The sequence below is a fragment of the Achromobacter sp. genome, assembly GCF_032113835.1.
Taxonomy (GTDB): domain Bacteria; phylum Pseudomonadota; class Gammaproteobacteria; order Burkholderiales; family Burkholderiaceae_B; genus Achromobacter.
Genome location: NZ_DAMCTG010000010.1, coordinates 45,635 through 65,327, shown reverse-complemented (window position 1 = coordinate 65,327; position 19,693 = coordinate 45,635). Strand labels below are relative to the sequence as shown.

Below are 19,693 nucleotides of genomic sequence, written 5' to 3'. Positions count from 1 at the left end.
AGGAGTTGCATCATGCCGCAGCCGGCAACCACCAGGGATACCCTGGCCGCTCTCTATCAGACGCACCGCCGCCAGTTGCTGCATACGGCTGCGCGGATACTGGGTTCTCGCGACCTGGCCGACGACGTGGTGCAGGACACGTATCTGAAGCTGCTGGAACGGCCGGCGCCCGAAGATCTGCGGGAGCCCATGGCCTATCTGTTCCAGACGGTGCGCCATCTTTCCATCGACTATCACCGGCGGCGCGCATTCGAGGCGCATCTGTTTGCCAGCCAGGAGGACGGAGAGCATGCGGTGTCCGATGCGGTGGCGGAGGATGCGGCGGTCAGCCATCAGGCGCTGGCGCTGGCGGCCGAAGCGCTGGCCAGGATGTCCGCGCGCACGCGCCGCGCCTTCGAACTGCATCGCCTTGAAGGCTGCACGCAACGGGACGTCGCGCGCGAACTGGGCGTGTCGGCCACGCTGGTCAACTTCATGATCCGCGACGCGGATGCCGCACTGAACTCCTGCCGGGAATATCTGCTGCCGGGCTAGGCCCGAACGCGCCACCCGCGGCCGCCTTCGCGGGGGCCGAGGGTGGCGCGCGGCGCCTACCAGCGATAGGCCACCGACGCGATGACGGTGCGCTCAAGGCCGTAGCGGCAGTTCACCGTGTTGTTGCGGCAGACGATCGTCTCCTTGTTGAGGAGATTCGTCGCGTCGACGGCGAAGCGCCATCCATTCACCTGGTAATGCACGCCGGCGTCGACCATGAACGACGAGCCGTTCTCGATGGTGTTGTCCACGTTGACATACGTCTTGCCGATATAGCGCACGCCCATGCCCATACCCAGGCCCTTGAACACCGTGTCCGGCAGCGTGTAGTTCATCCACGCCGACGCCATGTGGCGCGGCGTGACGATGGGCGAATTGCCCACTTCCGCCGGATTGTTGCTCTTGTTCACCTTGACGTCGTTCAGGGTGTAGGAGGCGGTCAGGTCCAGCCCGCGCGCGAGGCTGGCCTTGCCTTCCAGCTCGATGCCGCGCGATCCGATTTCACCCGTCTGCACGCTGAAGTTCGTATTGCGCGGATCCGGCGTCAGCGCGTTGCGTTGCGTCAGGTCGAAGACCGACAACGCGACCAGGCTGTTGGAGCCGGGCGGCTGGTACTTGATGCCGAATTCGTACTGTTCCCCGCGGGTCGGCTTGAAGGGCGTGCTGTCCATGCTGACGCCGCTTTGCGGCAGGAACGACGTGGAGTAGCTGACGTAGGGGGTGATGCCAGAATCAAAAAGGTAGGCCAGTCCCAGGCGTCCGGTGAACGCGGTGTCGCGCTGTTCGACGGTGGCATCGGTCAGACGGTTGCGGCTGGTGCCGCGCGCCCAGTCCTGCCGTCCACCCAGCGTCACGACCACTTTGTCGACACGTATCTGATCCTGCACGTACACGCCCAACTGCCGGTTGATGTCCTTCTGGTCGATGATGGTATTGGCGGCGGAAGGATAGGGAATGTTCTGGCCGTAGACGGGGTCGTTCAGATCCAGGTCGGGCGCCATGCCCTGGCGATACCACTGCTGGCCGTCCTGGAACTTGTAGTCCAGTCCGAACAGCAGCGTGTGCGACACGCGGCCCAGGTTGAATCGGTATTCGGCCTGGTTGTCGACCACGACGCCATCGGCGCTTTCCTTGGAAACCAGCGCATAGCGCTGGATGGTGTGGCCATCGGGACGCAGGCGCAGGTTGTAGAGGTCGCGCTGGTCCAGCGTGCCGTATTGGTAGCGGGCGTTCTGACGCAACGTCAGCGCCGCGTTGTAGCGATGTTCCAGCAGATAGCCGATGGCGTACTGCCGGCGGTCGTAGCGGTTGAAGTCATAGTCGCCCACCGGCACGTGGGTGGGATAGACCGGCCGCGATTCGCCGTCGGTGCGATCCCGCTGGAAGTGCGTGAGCAGGGTCAAGGACGTATCGGCGTTCGGGCGCCAGGTGAAGGCGGGGGCGATGTATGCCAGGTTGTCGGGATAACGATGGCTGGAGTCGTATTCGACCTGGGTGCCGGCGTCCCGCAGGATGCCGGTCATGCGGTACAGATACTTGCCTTCCTCGTCCATCGGTCCGCCGACATCGAAGGCGCCTTGAAGCCGGTCGAAGCTGCCGGCCTGCAGCACGATTTCGCCGAATGCGTCAGCCGTGGGGCGCTTGGTGATGCGGTTCACCAGGCCCCCCGGCGCGACCTGCCCGTACAGCACGGAGGACGGGCCGCGAATGACCTCCACGCGTTCCAGCGCGTACGGGTCGGTGCGCGCCCGGATCTGGTCGTACGGAAGCTGGCTGAGTCCATCGCGGAAGTCACCCGTCAGCTTGGCATCGAATCCGCGCAGCACGATCCAGTCGTTGCGGATCTCCGCGCCGCCGAAGTTGGTGACCTGCACGCCGGGAACATACTGAATGGCTTGCGAGACGGTCTGTACGCCGCGATCCCGCATTTCCTGCGCGCCGACAACGGAGACCGATTGCGGGATTTCGAGGAGCGGGGTCGCGGTCTTGCTGCCGGTGGTCGTTTCCCGTGCGACATAGCCTTGGACTGGGCCGGTGCCGGCGTTGTCCCACGCGTCGCCCACGACGTTGATGGCGGGCAGCGTCGAGGCGGGGGCGGCATCGGGCGCGGCTTGCTGCGCGTACGCCGGGGCGGTCAGCGCAAGACCGAAGAGCAAGGGATAGCGCAAGGCGCGGCGCGCGAGCGCGCGCGGCATTTCGTCCAAAGTGTGCATGGTTCTGTCGAGTAGGAGGGGCCTTGCGGCATGGCGGATCGCCAACGCCTGCGTTGAGACCCGTTCCTATTACTTGACGAACCTGGGGCGAATCGGTTTAGTGGCCGTCCGTTGCCGGCTTTGCGCCTACACTGCCGATCTCGTCCGGCATATCCTCAAGGAACTCCCATGATCGTTCGCGCCGCATGTGCGCTGTCCTTCCTGATTCTGGCCGGCACTGCGCAGGCCGGCTCCGCGCCCGCGTCGCTGTCCTGCGTGTCTGAAAGCGGCAAGGTGGCGTTGAAGGGCGACATTCCCTCGCCGTCCTCCGAAGAACTGGCGCTGACGCTGACCTATGCAACGGCCACGCTGTCGTTCTCGTCGGATGAGGCGCCCGGTTATGTGGTCGCCAATTTTTCGCAGTCGGTGTTCACGTTGGTCGCGCCGGCCGGCGGACAGGCGCTGACGCTGTATGCGCTACCGTCCACCGTGGCCGTCAAGAAGACGGCTGAAGGCGACATGGCCGGCACGTTCCAGGCCAGGCTGCTGGGCCCGCGTCCGGGCGGCAAGGCGGCCAGCGGCTATCCGGCGCCGCTGCAGGCCACGTTGAACTGCGACTACCGGTATTCGCTGTAGTAGTCCCCGCGCGCCGGATTCATCGCGCCTGCCCCGTCTTGCGAGACGCGCGCCGACATTTGACGCGCGGGATGCCGCACGCCCACAATCGGCCGGACGACAACCCGGAGGAACATCCCATGGCAGACGCTCACCCCAAAACCCAAACCGAAACCCAGGCGCTGTTCGACCAAGGCCTGGAACTGCGCCGCGAAGTGCTTGGCGCCGACTACGTCGATGGCTCGATCGCGCGCGCCAATGATTTCATGATGGCGTTCCAGCACATCACCACCGAATGGTGCTGGGGCTACACCTGGGGCCGCCCCGGACTTGAGAAGAAGACGCGCAGCATGCTCAACCTGGCCATGCTGACGGCGCTGAACCGTCCCGCAGAGATCAAGCTGCACGTCAAGGGCGCGCTGAACAACGGCGTGACGGTCGAGGAGATCAAAGAGATCCTGCTGCAGGCGACGGTCTATTGCGGCATTCCCGCGGGCCTGGACGCCTTCAAGGTGGCCAACCAGGTGCTGGAAGAAGAAGGCGCGTTCAAGGCGCAGCAGGCATGATTGGCCCCGACACTTGGCCGGCGTGAGATTGGAACCCGGGAAAGACTGAAGGCGGCGGGAAGAACGGCGGATTTTCGCGGTTCTTGCCGGCTTGCCCGCATCGCGTGCGGGCTATGATGACAAGTCATCTAATGTGTTACAAACACAAAACTTTTGAAATAAAAAGCGCGTGTTTCACCGCAGGCTTGCGTCACGGCGAGACTGCGTCTGACTTTACGCGTTCGCGCCTCGGGCGCTGACGCATTTTCCGGCATAGTTTGTGACGGCATGCCCGCTGGGTTCCGTCGCGATAGCAGTATGGCTACACAAACGCAGTTTCCCGCTCCCACGCGCGTGCTCGCCGCCTTCGACTTCGACGGCACTCTCACTCAGCGCGACACATTCATTCCTTTCCTGGTGCATCTATCGTCGTGGGTCGGGCTGCTGGCGGCGTTCGTGCGGACCGCGCCGGCGCTGACGGCATTCGTGCTGCGCCAGCGCAGCAACGAAGACGCAAAGCAATCGCTCTGCCGCGCCGCGCTGCGCGGGCGCTCGCGCACCGAGCTGACCCACATCGCCCGCGCGTGGGTGCACACCATTCCGCTGCGGCCGGCGCTCATCGAGCGGCTGCGCTGGCACCAGCAGCGCGGCGATCGCTGCGTGCTGGTCAGCGCCTCGCCCGATATCTATCTGGAAGACGCGGCCCGCTACCTCGGGTTCGACGACCTCATCTGCACGCGCATGGCGGTCGACGCGCAGGGCCGTCTGACCGGCGATTTTGACGGACACAACTGCTGGGGCCCGGAAAAGCTGCGGCGCCTGACCGAGCGTTACGGCGGTCCTGACCAATACGAACTGCACGCCTACGGCGACAGCCGCGGCGACCAGTGGCTCATCGATGCGGCCCAGCATGCCTGGTATCGCGGGCATGCGGTCAAACCTTAAGCGCGATCAAGCGTAATCGGCGGTGCGCGGGTTTACCCCATACCCGCTCGCCATCAAAATTTGTATGATGACCCGATAACTTCTACTCAAGAGACATCGTCGTTATGCATGCTTCGCCACGTCTGCAGTTCGTTGCCCGTCCCTGCCGCCCGGGGACATTCCATGACTGAAGAAGCCCGCATCCGCGAAGAAATCTGCACCATCGGCGCAAGCCTCTATGCGCGCGGCTACACCGTCGGCGCGGCCGGCAACATCAGCGCGCGCCTGGACGATGGATGGCTCATCACCCCCACCGACGCCTGCCTGGGCCGGCTGGATCCCGCCGAGCTTTCCAAGGTAGATCAGGGCGGCAATTGGGTCGCCGGCGGCAAGCCGTCCAAGACCTTGCTGCTGCATCAGGGCATCTACCGCGCCAGCCCGCAATCGCGCGGCATCGTGCATACCCATTCCACCCATCTGGTTGCGCTGACGCTCGCGGGCGTGTGGCGGCCGGACGAGGTGTTGCCGCCGATCACGCCCTATCAAGTCATGAAGGTGGGACGCATCCCGCTGATTGGCTATCGCCGTCCGGGCGACCCGCAGGCTGCAGCCGAGGTCGCCGCCGTGGCGGCAGAGGTGCGCGGCGCGCTGTTCGAGCGGCTGGGCCCGGTGGTCTGGGAACGGTCCGTGTCCCACGCGTCCTACGCGCTTGAGGAACTGGAAGAAACCGCCCGCCTGTGGCTGATGACCCAGCCGCGCCCCGAGCCGCTGACGGACCAGGCCATCGAGGACCTGCGCGCCACCTTCGGCGCGCGCTACTGATCCGCTTTTTCGCACAAAGCCGGCCGGCCGCGTCATCGCGGATCAAGGCGGCGCATTCTTGATGGAGACTTGCAATGCCCCCGATGGAACTGGCGTCCAACGCCGCGGCCGCGGCGTCGTCGCCGCCCGAATCCCGCGAAACCGCTCGCGCGTATGCCAAAGTGTTCTGGCGGCTGGTGCCGTTTTTGATGCTTTGTTATGTCATTGCCTACCTGGACCGCGTCAACGTCGGCTTCGCCAAGCTGCAGATGTCGCAGGATCTGGGCTTCAGTGAAACCGTCTTCGGCCTGGGCGCCGGCGTCTTCTTTATTGGCTACTTCCTGTTCGAAGTGCCCAGCAACCTGCTGATGCACCGGTTGGGCGCGCGCATCTGGATCGCGCGCATCATGATCACCTGGGGCATCCTGTCGGGCATGTTCATGTTCGTCGAAACCCCGACGGGCTTCTACATCCTGCGCTTCCTGTTGGGGCTGGCTGAAGCCGGGTTCTACCCCGGCGTGATTCTGTACCTGACCTACTGGTATCCGGCCCACCGCCGCGCAAAGATCATCGCCCTGTTCATGTCCGCCATTCCGGTGGCGGGCATCTTCGGCAATCCGCTGTCAGGCTGGATCATGGAGGCCTTTCACGGCACGCACGGCCTGCAGGGCTGGCAGTGGATGTTCCTGATCGAGGCCGTGCCCGCGCTGGTGATCGGCGTCGTCACCGTCATGTACCTGGACAATGGCATCGCCAGCGCCAAATGGCTGAGCGACGACGAAAAGAAGCTGCTGACGCGCGAGATCGAACAGGACCAGAAGCAGACCGGCACGCAGAAACACTCGCTGCGCGCGGTGTTCGCGGACAAGCGCGTGTGGTGGATGTGCCTGATCTACTTTGCCTTTGTCGCCGGCCAGTATGGCTTGACGTTCTGGATGCCCACGCTGATCAAGTCGACCGGCGTGACGGGCGCTTTCAACATCGGCCTGCTCAGCGCCATTCCTTTCCTGTGCGCGATCGTCGTGATGAACCTGCTGGGCCATTCCGCGGACCGGCGGCGTGAGCGCCGCTGGCACCTGATCGTGCCGGCGCTGGCGGGCGCGGTGGGCTTCTCGGCGGCGGCTTCGTTTGCCGACAACACCGTGGTGTCGCTGGTGTTCCTGTCCATGGCGGCCGCGGGCGTGCTGACCTGCGCACCGCTGTTCTGGTCGCTGCCGACCGCGTTCCTGTCCGGCACGGCCGCCGCCGCCGGCATTGCCATCGTCAACTCCGTGGGCAACCTGGCAGGTTTCGCCAGCCCCTACATGATCGGCTACCTGAAGGACCTGACCAGTTCCACCGCGTCCGGCATGTACGTGCTGGCGGGCGTGTTGGTCATTGGCGCCATCGCGGTCTGGTTCACGCCGGCCAAGCTGGTCAACCGCTAGCGCGCCGTCCGCAATCACCTCCGCACCAAAGGAACCGACATGCCGCGCCTGGCTGCAAACCTAAGCATGATGTACACGGAACACGCTTTCCTGGAGCGTTTCGCCGCCGCGGCGGCAGACGGGTTCCAAGGGGTGGAGTTCCTGTTTCCCTACGAGTTCACGGCGGCCGAGATCCGGTCGCGTCTGGACGCGCACGGCCTGACGCAAGCCCTGTTCAATGCGCCGCCGGGCGACTGGGCCGCGGGTGAGCGCGGCATCGCGTCGCTGCCGGGACGCGAAGGCGAGTTCCTGCGCGGAATGGACCAGGCGCTGGAGTACGCCGCGGTGCTGGGCAACCGCCATCTGCACGTGATGGCAGGTCTGATCCAACCCGGCCAGGATCGCGCCGCGCACCGGGATGTCTACATCAAGAACCTGGCGCTTGCTGCGCGCATGGCCGCCAGCGCTGGCGTGTCCGTGGTGATCGAACCCATCAACACGCGCGACATCCCGGGATTCTTCCTGAATCGGCAGGACGACGCGCAGGCCATACGCAACGAGGTGGGCGCGGACAACCTGAAGGTGCAGTTCGACATCTACCACTGCCAGATCGTCGAAGGCGACATCGCCGTCAAGCTCGAGCGCGACCTGCCCGGCATCGGCCACATCCAGGTGGCGGGCGTGCCGGACCGGCACGAGCCCGATCTGGGCGAGCTGAACTACCCCTACCTGTTCCAGCGCATCGATGCACTGGGCTATCAAGGCTGGATCGGCTGCGAATACCGCCCGCGCGCCGGCACGTCCGAGGGCCTGGGCTGGGCCCAACCCTATCTAACCCATCGTTGAGCATCCCATCATGAAGATACTGATCACCGGCGGCGCCGGATTCCTGGGCCAGCGTCTGGCGCGCAAACTGCTAGAGCGCGGCACGCTGTCGCTGGAAGGCGGCAAGCCCCAGGCCATCACGCAAATCGATCTTCTGGACGTCGTGAAGGCGGACGCCCTGCAGGACCCGCGCGTGCGCTCGCTGGAGGGCGACATCGCCGACCCGGCGGTGCTGCGGCAAGCCATCGATACCGACACGCGCGCCATTTTTCATCTGGCGGCCATCGTCAGCGGACAGGCGGAGGCAGACTTCGACCTGGGCATGCGCATCAATCTGGACGCCTCGCGCGCGTTGCTGGAAACCTGCCGCGCGTTGGGCCACAAGCCGCGCGTGATTTTCACCAGCTCCGTGGCGGTATACGGCGGCAATCTTCCTGACACCGTGCGTGACGACACCGCGCTCAATCCGCAATCGTCCTACGGCACGCAAAAGGCCATCGCCGAACTGCTGCTGGCCGATTACACGCGGCGCGGCTTCGTCGATGGCCGTGTGCTGCGCCTGCCGACCATCAGCGTGCGTCCCGGCCGGCCGAATGCGGCGGCATCGTCGTTCGCCAGCGGCATCATCCGCGAACCCCTGAATGGCGAACCGGCGGTGTGCCCGGTTGGCGCGGATACGCGGCTGTGGCTGTTGTCGCCGCGCGGCGCGATCCAGTCCTTGATCGCGGGTTGCGAGCTGGATGCCGACGCGATGGCGGACCGGGCACCCATCAACCTGCCGGGCGTGTCGGTCACGGCCGCCGAGATGGTGCAGGCTCTGCGCGAGGTCGCGGGCGACGAGGTTGCCGACCGCATCAACTGGCAGGCGGACGCGCGCGTCGAGCGCATCGTGGGCAGTTGGCCGGGGCGTTGGGACACGTCGCGCGCCACCCGTCTGGGCCTGACGGGCGATGGCAGCTTCGCCGACATCGTCCGCACCTACATGGCCGACGACCTGAAGCGTTGATTCGCCGTCTCCACACCCTTTCATCCTGCCCCCGGACGACAAAGACATGAGCAATCCCACAGAAACACCGCGCCGCGTCGGCGTCATTGGCCTGGGCGCGATGGGCGCGGGCATTGCCCAAAGCCTGCGCCGCGCCGGGCATGCGGTCCACGTATACGACATTCGCGCCGAAGCCGCGGCGGCCTTCGCGGCGCAGGGCGGCGTGGCCTGCGCCAGCCTGGCGGACATGGCGCAGGCCTGCGAGATCGTGGTCAGCGTGGTCGTCAATGCGCAGCAGACCGAGTCGGTGCTGTTTGGCGACGGCGGCATTGCCGCCGCGTTGCGGCCGGGATCGGTATTTGTCATGTGCTCCACCGTGGATCCCAACTGGTCCGTGGCACTGGAGGGACGCCTGGCCGAGCAGGGCCTCCTGTATCTGGATGCGCCCATCTCCGGCGGCGCGGCCAAGGCGGCGGCCGGCCAGATGACCATGATGACCGCCGGCAGCGCGGCCGCCTATGAGGCCTGCGGATCCGTGCTGGAATCGATGGCGGGCAAGGTCTATCGCCTGGGCGACCGCGCGGGCGCGGGCAGCAAGGTCAAGATCATCAACCAGCTGCTGGCCGGCGTGCACATCGCGGCCGCCGCCGAGGCCATGGCGCTGGGCCTGCGCGAAGGCGTAAACGCCGATGCCTTGTATGAGGTCATCACGAATAGCGCGGGCAACAGCTGGATGTTCGAGAACCGCATGCCGCACGTGCTGGCGGGCGACTACACGCCGTTGTCCGCGGTGGACATCTTCGTGAAGGATCTGGGGCTGGTGCTGGACACCGCAAGGCACACCCGATTCCCGCTGCCGCTCGCCTCCACCGCGCACCAGATGTTCATGCAGGCGTCGTCGGCCGGTCATGGCCGCGAAGACGACAGCGCGGTGATCAAGATTTTCCCGGGCATTTCTCTGCCGGAGGCCAAATGACGATCAAGCTGGGCTGCATCGCCGACGATTTCACGGGCGCCACCGATCTGGCGAACAATCTGGTCCGCGCCGGCATGCGCACGGTGCAGGCCATCGGAACGCCGGGCGAACCGCTACGCGACGACGCGGACGCCGTGGTGGTTGCCTTGAAGACGCGCACCCTGCCGGCCGACGAGGCCGTGGCGCAGTCGCTGGCCGCGTTGCAGTGGCTGCGCGCGCAGGGGGCGCAGCAGATCTACTTCAAATACTGCTCCACCTTCGACAGCACGCCGCAGGGCAATATCGGGCCGGTCACGGATGCGCTGATGACGAGCCTGGGCACGTCCTTCACCATTGCGACGCCGGCGTTTCCCGACAACAAGCGCACCGTGTTCAAAGGCTACCTGTTCGCGGGCGACGTGCTGCTCAACGAATCCGGCATGCAGCACCATCCGCTGACGCCGATGACCGACCCCAACCTGGTGCGTGTGCTGGCGGCGCAAACGTCGCGCCGGGTGGGCCTGATCGATTACAGCGTGGTCGCTCGCGGCTCCGCCGCCATTCGTGAACGCATCCAGGAACTGATGTCGCAGGGCATCGAGATCGCCATCGTCGACGCCGTGTCCAACGACGATCTGCTGGCGCTGGGCCCGGCGCTGCACGGCATGCCGCTGGTGACGGCCGGCTCCGGCGTGGCCATCGGCCTGCCCGGCAACTGGGGACTGGCGGCCGCGGGTTCCGCTGGCGTGGTGCGCGCGCAAGGCTTGCAGGCGGTCGTGGCGGGCAGTTGCTCCGCCGCGACGAACGCACAGGTGGCGGCCTTCATTGAAACCGGCCGGCCGGCGCTGGCGCTGGATCCCATGAAGCTCGCCGCCGGCGAGGATGTGGCCGGGCAGGCGCTGGCCTGGGCCGAGCCGCGCATGCAGGACGGCCCGGTGCTCATCTATTCAACCGCGCAGCCTGACGCCGTAAGACAAACGCAGGGCGCGCTGGGCGCGGGCGAGGCCGGCGCCATGATCGAAGCAGCCATCGCGCGCATCGCGGCCGGATTGGTGGAGCGCGGTGTGCGGCAATTGATCGTGGCGGGCGGCGAGACATCGGGCGCGGTGGTGCAGGCGCTGGGCCTGGAGCAGATCACGATCGGCGACCAGATCGATCCGGGCGTGCCGTGGTGCGCCGGTTACGCGCCCGTGGCGCAGGCCGACATCAGCATCGCGCTGAAGTCCGGCAACTTCGGCAGCCGGGATTTTTTCACGAAGGCGTTTCGCTAGCGGCCTGTGCAGGCCGCGGCGGTTCTGTCGGGCTTAGCGGTGCGCCTGGCTCAACCGCTTGGCGGCATTGACCATGTGAATGCGGGCGGCTTCGCGGGCGCCGTCCACATCCTTGCGCCGGATGGCTTCGACGATGGCGATGTGTTCCTGCATGACGTCGCGCATCAGGTTCGCGTGGCGCGCCTCGTTGCCGCGTGTGACGCGCGTGGCGGCTTCCAGGAACTGGCTGACGAACGCAAGGGTGGTCAGAAAGTACGGGTTGCCCGTGGCGCGCGCGATGCTGCGGTGAAAGGCCACATCTTCCTTCACGCCATCTCCGCCGTTGTCCACGGCCTGCGAGATCGCGGCCAGCGCCGCGTCGATCTCCACCATGTCCTGCTTCTTGCGGCTGGCGGCGGCTTGCGCCGCCACTTCGGTTTCCAGGGCCCGGCGCAGATCCACGATGTGCAGCACGGCATCCAGCGAGGAAAGTTCGGCGGCGTCGATCCGCAGCGCCCGATTACCGGTGTGCCCGGTGACGTAGACGCCGCTGCCTTGCCGCGCTTCGACCACGCCATCCTGACGTAGCCGCGATACGGCTTCGCGGATCACCGTGCGGCTGACGCCGAACTGTTCGGCCAGGGCGGATTCCGTGGGCAGCTTTTCGCCAGGCAGCACCCGTCCTTCGTCGATTTCGGCGAGCAGACGCTTGGCGACCGTGTCGGTCAAGGTGGGAACAGCGGGAAGTCGGGGAAACGCCATGGACGGGGAGTGGGGGAGAAGCAAAAAAGGCCCGTCTCGACGTCATCGGCGGGGCCGTGGGCAATAGTAACCCGGTCTATCGGCGGGTTCGCCTAGGTGTCGCCGGCATGGGAAGACGCCGCCTGCGCGTCCAGCAGGCAATTCATGAAGCATTGCGCGGCCGGCGTCGGCGGCGAGTCGGCACGCGTCAGGACCGACACGCGCGCCGCGGGCAGCGGATGATCCAGACGGACCATGCGCAGCGCGCGCGGCAGCAACTGATGATCGAACAGATTGCGCACGAAGATGCCCAGCGCGTCGCTCTCCGCAATGATCGCCAGCGCCACCGCGATGGACTGGCAGGGAATCACGTCGCGCGGGGCCGGCAACCCATGCGCGTCGAACGCCAGCCGCAGCAGGTTCGCGGGCGCCTGGATGTTGCCCGGCAGCAGCCATAGCGCATCGTGCAGTTCGGCCAGCGTGCGCGCGCCGCGCAGCGGATGGCCCGCGCGCGCGCCCACCGCCAGCGGCAGCGTGAACAGCGTGGTCCGCGCAAAACCGTCGTCGATGTCGCCATCGTATTCGGTCTGCACCAGGAAGTCGTAGCGGCCGGATTCCAGCTGCTCGTGGCTGTAAGGTGGCGCGACTTCATTGAAGGCCACCGAGACGCGCGGCATGCGCGCGCGAAACGCGGCCAGCGCGGCCGGCAGCACGGTCAGCGCCGCCGAACTGATGGCCAGGTTCAGCGTGCCGCCTTCGCCATCGCGCATCTGGCCGATTTCTTCCTGGGCCTTGCGGGCTTCCTGCAGGATCAGCACGGCGCGCTTGTACAGCGCTTCGCCGTACGTGGTGAGTTCCACCCCCTTGACGCTGCGACGCACCAGCTCAGCGCCCACGCTTTGTTCCAGCTCGCGCAGGCTGCGGGTGGCGGCGGGCTGGGTGACGAAGAGGGCGCGCGCCGCGGCGCGAATGCTGCGATGTTCGGCGATCAGCACAAAGGCGCGGAGTTGGCGCAGGTTCATGGGCAAGTCGTTCCGGTGGGCGGGCAGGGCTATAAGCAAAAGTGCTCAGGGCAACAAAAATACTGTCTTTTGCTTATCGTGCGCCATCCGTATATTCACGGCGATGGGGCATGCACAGCGATCCGGATGCACGGACCGGCTGCCCCGCACCGGACATCAAGGGGAAAACATGTCTATTGCCATCGCCGCCGCCGGCGGGCCAGGGTTGTACACGCCGTCGATGCGCCGCCGCGTCATTGCCGGCACCACCATCGGCAACGCGCTCGAGTTCTTCGACTTCACCGTCTTCACCTTCCTGATGCTGGTCATCGGGCCGCTTTTCTTTCCCGCGGCGTCCGGCTACGGCCAGTTGCTGCTGACTACCGCCACCTTCGGCGTGGGCTTTTTGATGCGGCCGGTCGGCGGCATGCTGATCGGGTCGTACGCGGACCGGCACGGCCGCCGCGCGGCCATGACGCTGACGCTGTGGCTGATGGGCCTGGGCTGTGCGCTCATCGCCGTAGCGCCGACCCATGCGCAGATGGGCGTGGTTGGACCCGTGCTGATGGTGCTGGCGCGGCTGATCCAGGGCTTTGCGGCGGGCGGCGAGGTCGGCGCCTCGACCACCCTGCTGGTGGAACACGCGCCGCCCGGCAAGCGCGGCTTCTATTCAAGCTGGCAGTTCGGCAGCCAGTCGCTCGGCGTGATGCTGGGGGCGCTGACCGTGGCGATCCTGACTGCGGCCTTGACCAAGGAGGAGATGCAGGCCTGGGGTTGGCGGGTGCCGTTCATCATCGGCATCCTGACGGTGCCGGTGGGCGCCTACATCCGCCGCAATCTGGAAGAAACGCTGGAACCCGCGCCTGCCTCCGGCGCCAGAACGGCCGCCGCCGGCCACCAGCCGCTGCGCCGCGTCTTTGCCGAGTACAAGCTCACGATCGTCAAGGGCATCCTGCTCGTGATCGGCGGCATGGTGTGCGCGCAGATCATCGGCTTCTACATGCCGGCCTATGCCACCAAGGAACTCGGCCTGACCGCCACGTCCACGCTGTTTGCCAGCGTCGTGCTGGGCGCGATCGGGTTCGTGCTGGCGCCGTTCGTCGGCATGCTGGCGGACCGGGTGGGGCGCAAGCGGGTGATCTTCTGGTCGCGCGCCGTCACGGTCTGCGCGTTGCTGCCGTGCTTCCAATGGCTGGTCTCGGCGCCCAGCACCGCGCGGCTGATGACGGTCATCGCCCTGCTGGCCGTGCTGCTGGCGCTGCAGACCGCGCCCGTTATAACGATGCTGCCCGAGCTGTTTCCGAAGGCCGTGCGTACAACTGGCATGTCCGTGGTGTACGGTCTGGGCATCTCGGTCTTCGGCGGCTTCGCGCAATTTTTCGTGACGTGGCTGCTGCATGTGACCGGCAATCCGATGGCGCCCGCGTGGTACCTGATGGTCACCGTGACGCTTTCCACCGTGGTGCTGTTCTGGATTCGGGACCGCACCGGCCATGACATCGACAGCCAGGAGTCCTGACATGCAATCCGTTGAACGCTACTTTTCCAGCAGCTACGCCCAGGCGCGCGAACGCTTCCTGGCGGCCGCCGCGCCGCTGGCCACGCAGGTTGAGTCGTACGGCATCGAGGCCGTGGGCAGCCAGGGCGAGCCGCTGGCCACCGACGTGGCGCTGATCGGCGACGCTGGCGCGCAGCGGCTGCTGATCGTCACGTCGGCCACGCACGGCGTGGAAGGCTTCTGCGGTTCGGGTTGCCAGCTTGCGCTGCTGGATGATGCGCCCATGCTGGAACGCGCGCGGCAGGCGGGCGTGGCGCTGCTGCTGGTGCACGCAGTGAATCCGTACGGCTTTTCGTGGATCGCGCGCACCGACGAGGGCAACGTCGACCTGAACCGCAATGCGCAGCCCTTCGACGGCCGGCCTGTGCCGCCGAATCCCGGTTATGGCGAGATCCATGATCTGCTGCTGCCGCAGGAATGGCCGCCCACCGAACAGAACCGCCAGGCCATCGCCCGCCATATCGATACGCACGGCCTGGCTGCCACGACGCAGGCGGTGTCGCGCGGGCAGTACACGCATCCCGATGGCCTGTTTTATGGCGGTGCGCGCCACTCGCCGTCGCTGCTGACATTGCGCGACATCCTGCAGAAGCACGCCAGCCGCCACGCGCACATCGGCTGGATCGACGTGCACACGGGTCTGGGGCCGCGCGGCCACGGCGAAAAGATCTACGCCGGCCGGCGCGACGACGCGGAAGTCGCGCGTGCGCGGCAGTGGTGGGGCAGCGATATCGCCGTGCCGTATCAGGGCAGCTCGGCTTCGGTCGACATCACCGGTCATCTGGCCGGCCTTATCTATGACGCCTGCCCCCAGTCCGAACCCACATTGATGGCGCTGGAGTTCGGCACCAAACCGTGGGAGGAGGTGGTGCACGCGCTGCGGGGCCGCAATTGGCTGCGCGCGCATCCCGACGCCAGCGATGCCGTGCAGCAGGACATCCTGCAGGCCACGCGCGACGCGTTCTATTGCGGCCAAGCCGATTGGCAAGGCATGGTGCTGGGCCAGAGCCGTGTCGCCGTGCTGCAAGCGGTGTGTGGCTTGCAAGCCGCCGGGTAGCAGCGCGCGGCGCGGCGGGTTGCACCTGCGGCAGCGTTGCGCCACGGTGGGTTGCACCGCCGACAGGGCTACCGCAGGGATAACCCGCGAGTTTTGGCGCGTCGTGGGTTATCCCTAGTTGAGCCGGGCAGCAACCGGCCGATATGCTTTGGTTAACCGTAGAGACCGCAGAGTCTTCGGAGGAGTTTCAAACCAAGCCGGCAGTTGCTGAAAGGAACCGGATTTGCATAATGCGCCTCCTTTGGACTCAGCCGTCGCAGCCTCGCGGGAAAAGCCATTGCGCGTGATCCCGTGGGCCACGTGGCTGCACCGCGTTTTCGTGGTTCTCATGTATGCGTTCATGCTCAGCCCCATCGTGCTGGTGGTCTGGCTTAGCTTCTTCAAGGACGCCATCCTCTATTTCCCGCCCTCGGGCTACACGCTCTCCTGGTACGTGAAGGCGTGGGAAAACCCCGCGTTCGCCAACGGCTTCATCTTCAGCCTGCAGGTGTCGCTGGTGGCCGCGTTCATCGGCGTGACGATGGGCGTGCTGGCGGCGGTCGCCATTGCGCGTTACCGCTTCAGTGGCAGCAAGGGCGTCAACACGCTGCTGCTGTCGCCGCTGCTGATCCCCGGCATCGTCGCGGGCGTGGCTGTCTATCTCTTCTACCTGCGCGCTGAAAACGTGCTCGATCAGGATCTCGTCGGCACGTTTGGCGGCCTGGTCATTGCGCACGTGTGCCTCACCATCCCGTGGACCGTGCGGCTTGTCACGGCGGGCATGGCCGGGCTGGACGGCTCCATCGAGGAAGCCGCGCGCAACCTGGGCGCCAGTGCTCCCAAGGCTTTCATGCGCGTGACGCTGCCGATGCTGCGGCCGTCCATCGTCGCCGCGGCGCTGTTCAGTTTCGTCGTGTCGTTCGAGAACCTGGAGCTATCGCTGTCGCTGGTCGGGCCGGGGCGCACCACGCTGCCGATCGCGATCATGCAGTACCTCGAATTCAACCTGGACCCGACCATCGCGTCAGTGGCCTCGGTGCAAATCCTGCTGTTGGGCATCATCATGCTTGTGACCGACCGCTATGTGAAACTCAGTCAGGTGGTGTAAGAAATGGCGAAGGTCTCAATCGAAAACATCCGCAAGCAGTTCGGCGCGGCGGTCGCGGTGTCGGACTTTTCCCTGGAGATTGCCGAAGGCGAGCTGGTGACCTTTCTGGGTCCCAGCGGCTGCGGCAAGACGACGACGCTGCGCATGATTGCCGGCTTCATTACGCCCACGGCAGGGCGCATCCGCATCGGCGAAACCGATGTCACGCGGCTGCCGGTGCACAAGCGCGACACCGGCATGGTGTTCCAGCGCTACGCGCTGTTCCCCCACATGACGGTGGCCGAGAACGTGGCGTTCGGCCTGGAAATGCACAAGGTTCCCAAGGCCGATCGCGACGCAAAGATCCGGCGCGTGCTGGACATGGTGCGCATGACGGAATTGCGTGACCGCTATCCGCGCCAGCTGTCCGGCGGCCAGCAGCAGCGTGTGGCGATTGCGCGGGCGTTGGCGATCGAGCCCAAGGTTTTTTTGCTGGATGAACCGCTGTCCAATCTGGACGCCAAGCTGCGGCTGGAAGTGCGCGAGGAAATCCGCGCGTTGCAGCGGCGCCTGGGGCTGACCACCGTGTTCGTCACGCACGATCAGGAAGAGGCGCTGGCGATCGCGGACCGCATGGCCATCATGCACGACGGCATCGTGCAGCAGGTGGGCGCGCCCGACACGCTGTACGAGCGGCCCGCCAATCTGTTCGTGGCGGACTTCCTGGGCAAGATGAATGTCTTCACGGGACGCGGCCAGGCCGACGACCAATTCGAAACCAAGGCCGGCCAGCGCATCGCCGCCCCGGGCGGCGGCAACGCCACGCATGTGGGCGTGCGGCCTGAGCGCGTGCGTCTGCAGGCACAGCCGACAGGCGGCAATGCCTTGCCCGGCGTCATCGAATCGTCTTTGTATCTGGGATCGGTGCTGGAGGTGCGGGTGCAGCTCGATGGCGGCGACCGCATGATCAGCCAGATCGTCAATGCCGGCACGCGCGCCGCGCCGCCCGCCGCCGGCGAGCGCGTGTATGCGTGTTTCGAACCCGACGACTGCGTCGCCTTCACGCAATAGGAGGCGCGATGACGACCGCAACGCAGGACGGACGCCCCAGCCGCTGGCTGGGCCCGGGACTGGCCTTTCCGGCCTCGCTGGTGGTGCTGGTGATCATCATGATCCCCATTCTTCAGCTGGCGCGCTACAGCTTCAATCATTTCGACCCGGTCGAGATGATGCAGACCGCCTTCACGTTCGAGAACTACGCCAAGTTCTTTGGCGACCCGTACTACCGCGACATCTTCTTCACCACGCTGGGCATCGCGGCGCTGTGCACGGTGCTGGCGCTGGTGCTGGGCTTTCCTGTCGCGTACTTTCTGGCGCGCACGCAAAGCCGCTACAAGAGCCTGTTCGTGATCCTGCTGGTGTTTCCGCTGATGGTGGGCAACGTGGTGCGCGCGGCCGGCTGGATGGTGGCGCTGGGCAATGCGGGCGTAGTCAACGCCGTGCTGCAGGGGCTGGGCATCATCGACAAGCCGCTGACGCTGATGTACACGCCGACGGCCGTCGTGATCGGCACCACTGCGGTGGTCATGCCGTACCTGATCCTGACGCTGCAAAGCGTGCTGGAAGGCATGGACCTGTCGGTGGAAGAGGCCGCGCGCAACGTGGGCGCCAGCTTCTTCACCACCTTCCGCCGCATCGTGCTGCCGATCGCCGCGCCCGGCGTGGCGGCGGGCACGATGCTGGTGTTCATCCTGTGCATGAATGCGTACGCCACGCCGGTGCTGCTGGGCGGTTCCGGCCTGACCATGATGGCGCCCGCGCTGTACGACCAGATCACCAAGGCCTCGAACTGGCCGTTCGGCGCCGCGCTGGCGGTCATTCTGGTGTGCGGCACGCTCATCATCGCGCTGTTTTCCAATTGGCTGATCCATCGGCGCTACATCAAGACGATGGCCTCCTGATCCAGACATCCTAAGGAAATACTCATGTCCGCTGTGCTGTTCAAGAATGCGAACCTGCTCGATCCCCTGCAGTCCGAGCTGCTGGAGGGGCACCATGTGCTGGTGGAGGATGGCGTCATCAAGGAAGTGTCGGACAAGCCGATCAGCGCGTCCTCGGCGCGCGTGATCGACGCCGCGGGCCGCACGCTGATGCCCGGCCTGATCGACCTGCACGTGCACGTGCTGGCCACGCAGTTGAACCTGAGCACGCAGGGCGTCCTGCCCGACGCGCTGGTGATGATGCGCGCGGTGCCGATCATGGCGGCGATGCTGCGGCGGGGCTTCACCACCGTGCGCGACGCCGGCGGCGCGGGCTGGGGGCTGAAATGCGCGGTCAACGAAGGCACGGTCAAGGGACCGCGCCTGTTCATTTCGGGCCGCGCCATCAGCCAGACGGGCGGCCACGGCGATCCGCGTCCGCGCTCGGACCACCTGCGCCCCATGAGCTTCTGCGGCTGCTGCTTCCGCGCCGGCGACATCGGCCGTGTGGCGGACGGCATCGACGACGTGCGCAAGGCCGTGCGCCAGGAGCTGCAGATGGGCGCGGACCAGATCAAGATGATGGCCTCGGGCGGCGTGGCGTCGCCCACCGATCCCATCGCGTCCTTCGGCTATTCGGAAGAAGAGATCCGAGTCATCGTCGACGAGGCGGCCAGCCGCCAGACCTACGTGATGGCGCATTCCTACACCGCCGACGCGATCGAGCGCGCCATCCGCAACGGGGTGCGCACTATCGAGCACGGCAATCTGGTCGACGAGCGCGTCGCGCGCTTCATGGCCGAGAAGGGCGCGTTCGTGGTGCCGACGCTGGTGACCTACGAGGCGCTTGCCAATGAAGGCGCGGATTACGGCCTGCCCGCGGACTCCGTCGCCAAGATCGCGACGGTGCGCACCGCCGGCCTGCATTCGTTGGAGATCTACAAGAAGGCGGGCGTGAAGATCGGCTACGGATCCGACCTGCTGGGGCCGTCGCAGCGTCTGCAAAGCGACGAGTTCCGCATCCGCCGCGAGGTGCTGTCCGCGCAGGAGGTCATCCAGTGCGCCACCACGACCGCGGCCGAGGTGCTGAATCAGGTCGGCCAGCTGGGCCGCATCCAGGAAGGCGCGCTGGCGGACGTGCTGCTGGTGGACGGCAATCCGTACCGCGACCTGTCGTGCCTGCTGGGCCAGGGCGAGCACATCGGCCTGATCATGAAGGGCGGCGTCATCGAACACAACGAACTGGGAGTCTAGGAGCC

Annotated in this window: 19 protein-coding genes; 16 read left to right on the top strand and 3 right to left on the bottom strand. The window is 66.2% G+C overall.

Annotation, left to right across the window (positions count from 1 at the left end; all coding sequences use genetic code 11):
- The first annotated feature begins 12 nt into the window (after positions 1 to 12).
- Positions 13 to 534, top strand: coding sequence for a sigma-70 family RNA polymerase sigma factor (locus RT697_RS06380; protein ID WP_313697524.1), 522 nt, complete (start codon positions 13 to 15; stop codon positions 532 to 534).
- Positions 535 to 590: 56 nt separating this feature from the next.
- Here RT697_RS06380 and RT697_RS06375 read toward each other — a convergent pair whose 3' ends face one another.
- On the bottom strand, positions 591 to 2,747 hold the full coding sequence (locus tag RT697_RS06375) for a TonB-dependent siderophore receptor (protein ID WP_313697523.1): 2,157 nt from the start codon (positions 2,745 to 2,747) through the stop codon (positions 591 to 593).
- Between the two features lie 168 nt (positions 2,748 to 2,915).
- Here RT697_RS06375 and RT697_RS06370 point away from each other — a divergent pair, with 168 nt between their 5' ends.
- The 9 genes from RT697_RS06370 to otnK all read left to right on the top strand — a co-directional run bounded on the left by RT697_RS06370 (position 2,916) and on the right by otnK (position 11,053).
- A complete protein-coding gene (locus RT697_RS06370) occupies positions 2,916 to 3,362 on the top strand; it encodes a hypothetical protein (protein WP_313697521.1) in 447 nt (148 codons plus the stop codon).
- Positions 3,363 to 3,481: 119 nt separating this feature from the next.
- Complete coding sequence (locus tag RT697_RS06365; RefSeq protein WP_313697519.1) at positions 3,482 to 3,907, top strand: carboxymuconolactone decarboxylase family protein; 426 nt, start codon at positions 3,482 to 3,484, stop codon at positions 3,905 to 3,907.
- 297 nt (positions 3,908 to 4,204) lie between these two features.
- Positions 4,205 to 4,831, top strand: coding sequence for an HAD family hydrolase (locus RT697_RS06360; RefSeq protein ID WP_313697517.1), 627 nt, complete (start codon positions 4,205 to 4,207; stop codon positions 4,829 to 4,831).
- Between the two features lie 162 nt (positions 4,832 to 4,993).
- Entirely contained in the window at positions 4,994 to 5,632 is a 639-nt protein-coding gene (locus RT697_RS06355; protein WP_313697516.1) for an aldolase, read from the top strand.
- An 83-nt stretch (positions 5,633 to 5,715) separates the two neighbouring features.
- The gene (locus tag RT697_RS06350) at positions 5,716 to 7,038 is read left to right on the top strand and encodes an MFS transporter (RefSeq protein ID WP_409517406.1); all 1,323 of its coding nucleotides are present in this window, start codon (positions 5,716 to 5,718) and stop codon (positions 7,036 to 7,038) included.
- Between the two features lie 39 nt (positions 7,039 to 7,077).
- A complete protein-coding gene (gene otnI, locus RT697_RS06345; protein ID WP_313697513.1) occupies positions 7,078 to 7,863 on the top strand; it encodes a 2-oxo-tetronate isomerase in 786 nt (261 codons plus the stop codon).
- 10 nt (positions 7,864 to 7,873) lie between these two features.
- The gene (gene denD / locus RT697_RS06340; RefSeq protein WP_313697511.1) at positions 7,874 to 8,848 is read left to right on the top strand and encodes a D-erythronate dehydrogenase; all 975 of its coding nucleotides are present in this window, start codon (positions 7,874 to 7,876) and stop codon (positions 8,846 to 8,848) included.
- Positions 8,849 to 8,894: 46 nt separating this feature from the next.
- Entirely contained in the window at positions 8,895 to 9,803 is a 909-nt protein-coding gene (ltnD, locus tag RT697_RS06335) for an L-threonate dehydrogenase (protein ID WP_313697509.1), read from the top strand.
- Complete coding sequence (otnK, locus tag RT697_RS06330; protein ID WP_313697507.1) at positions 9,800 to 11,053, top strand: 3-oxo-tetronate kinase; 1,254 nt, start codon at positions 9,800 to 9,802, stop codon at positions 11,051 to 11,053. The genes ltnD and otnK overlap by 4 nt, the downstream gene beginning before the upstream one ends.
- A 33-nt stretch (positions 11,054 to 11,086) precedes the next feature.
- Here the strand turns inward: otnK and RT697_RS06325 are convergent, their stop codons facing one another.
- Positions 11,087 to 11,794 carry a FadR/GntR family transcriptional regulator gene (locus tag RT697_RS06325; protein WP_313697505.1) on the bottom strand — a complete coding sequence of 236 codons (708 nt, stop codon included), beginning with the start codon at positions 11,792 to 11,794 and terminating at the stop codon, positions 11,087 to 11,089.
- Positions 11,795 to 11,886: 92 nt separating this feature from the next.
- Entirely contained in the window at positions 11,887 to 12,795 is a 909-nt protein-coding gene (locus RT697_RS06320; RefSeq protein WP_313697504.1) for a LysR substrate-binding domain-containing protein, read from the bottom strand.
- 169 nt (positions 12,796 to 12,964) lie between these two features.
- On the opposite strand from RT697_RS06320, the gene RT697_RS06315 reads away from it, so the two are divergent.
- The 6 genes from RT697_RS06315 (at position 12,965) to RT697_RS06290 (ending at position 19,688) form a co-directional block, all read left to right on the top strand.
- Positions 12,965 to 14,293 carry an MFS transporter gene (locus tag RT697_RS06315; RefSeq protein ID WP_313697503.1) on the top strand — a complete coding sequence of 443 codons (1,329 nt, stop codon included), beginning with the start codon at positions 12,965 to 12,967 and terminating at the stop codon, positions 14,291 to 14,293.
- A gap of 1 nt (position 14,294) precedes the next feature.
- On the top strand, positions 14,295 to 15,389 hold the full coding sequence (locus RT697_RS06310) for a M14 family metallopeptidase (protein ID WP_313697501.1): 1,095 nt from the start codon (positions 14,295 to 14,297) through the stop codon (positions 15,387 to 15,389).
- Between the two features lie 277 nt (positions 15,390 to 15,666).
- Positions 15,667 to 16,476: an ABC transporter permease gene (locus tag RT697_RS06305; RefSeq protein ID WP_175122125.1), complete on the top strand. Its 810-nt coding sequence runs from the start codon at positions 15,667 to 15,669 to the stop codon at positions 16,474 to 16,476.
- A 3-nt stretch (positions 16,477 to 16,479) separates the two neighbouring features.
- Positions 16,480 to 17,526 carry an ABC transporter ATP-binding protein gene (locus RT697_RS06300; protein WP_313697499.1) on the top strand — a complete coding sequence of 349 codons (1,047 nt, stop codon included), beginning with the start codon at positions 16,480 to 16,482 and terminating at the stop codon, positions 17,524 to 17,526.
- An 8-nt stretch (positions 17,527 to 17,534) separates the two neighbouring features.
- Positions 17,535 to 18,416, top strand: a complete 882-nt coding sequence (locus tag RT697_RS06295; RefSeq protein ID WP_312437411.1) for an ABC transporter permease — start codon at positions 17,535 to 17,537, stop codon at positions 18,414 to 18,416.
- 24 nt (positions 18,417 to 18,440) lie between these two features.
- Positions 18,441 to 19,688, top strand: coding sequence for a metal-dependent hydrolase family protein (locus RT697_RS06290; protein WP_105241001.1), 1,248 nt, complete (start codon positions 18,441 to 18,443; stop codon positions 19,686 to 19,688).
- Positions 19,689 to 19,693: the final 5 nt, after the last annotated feature.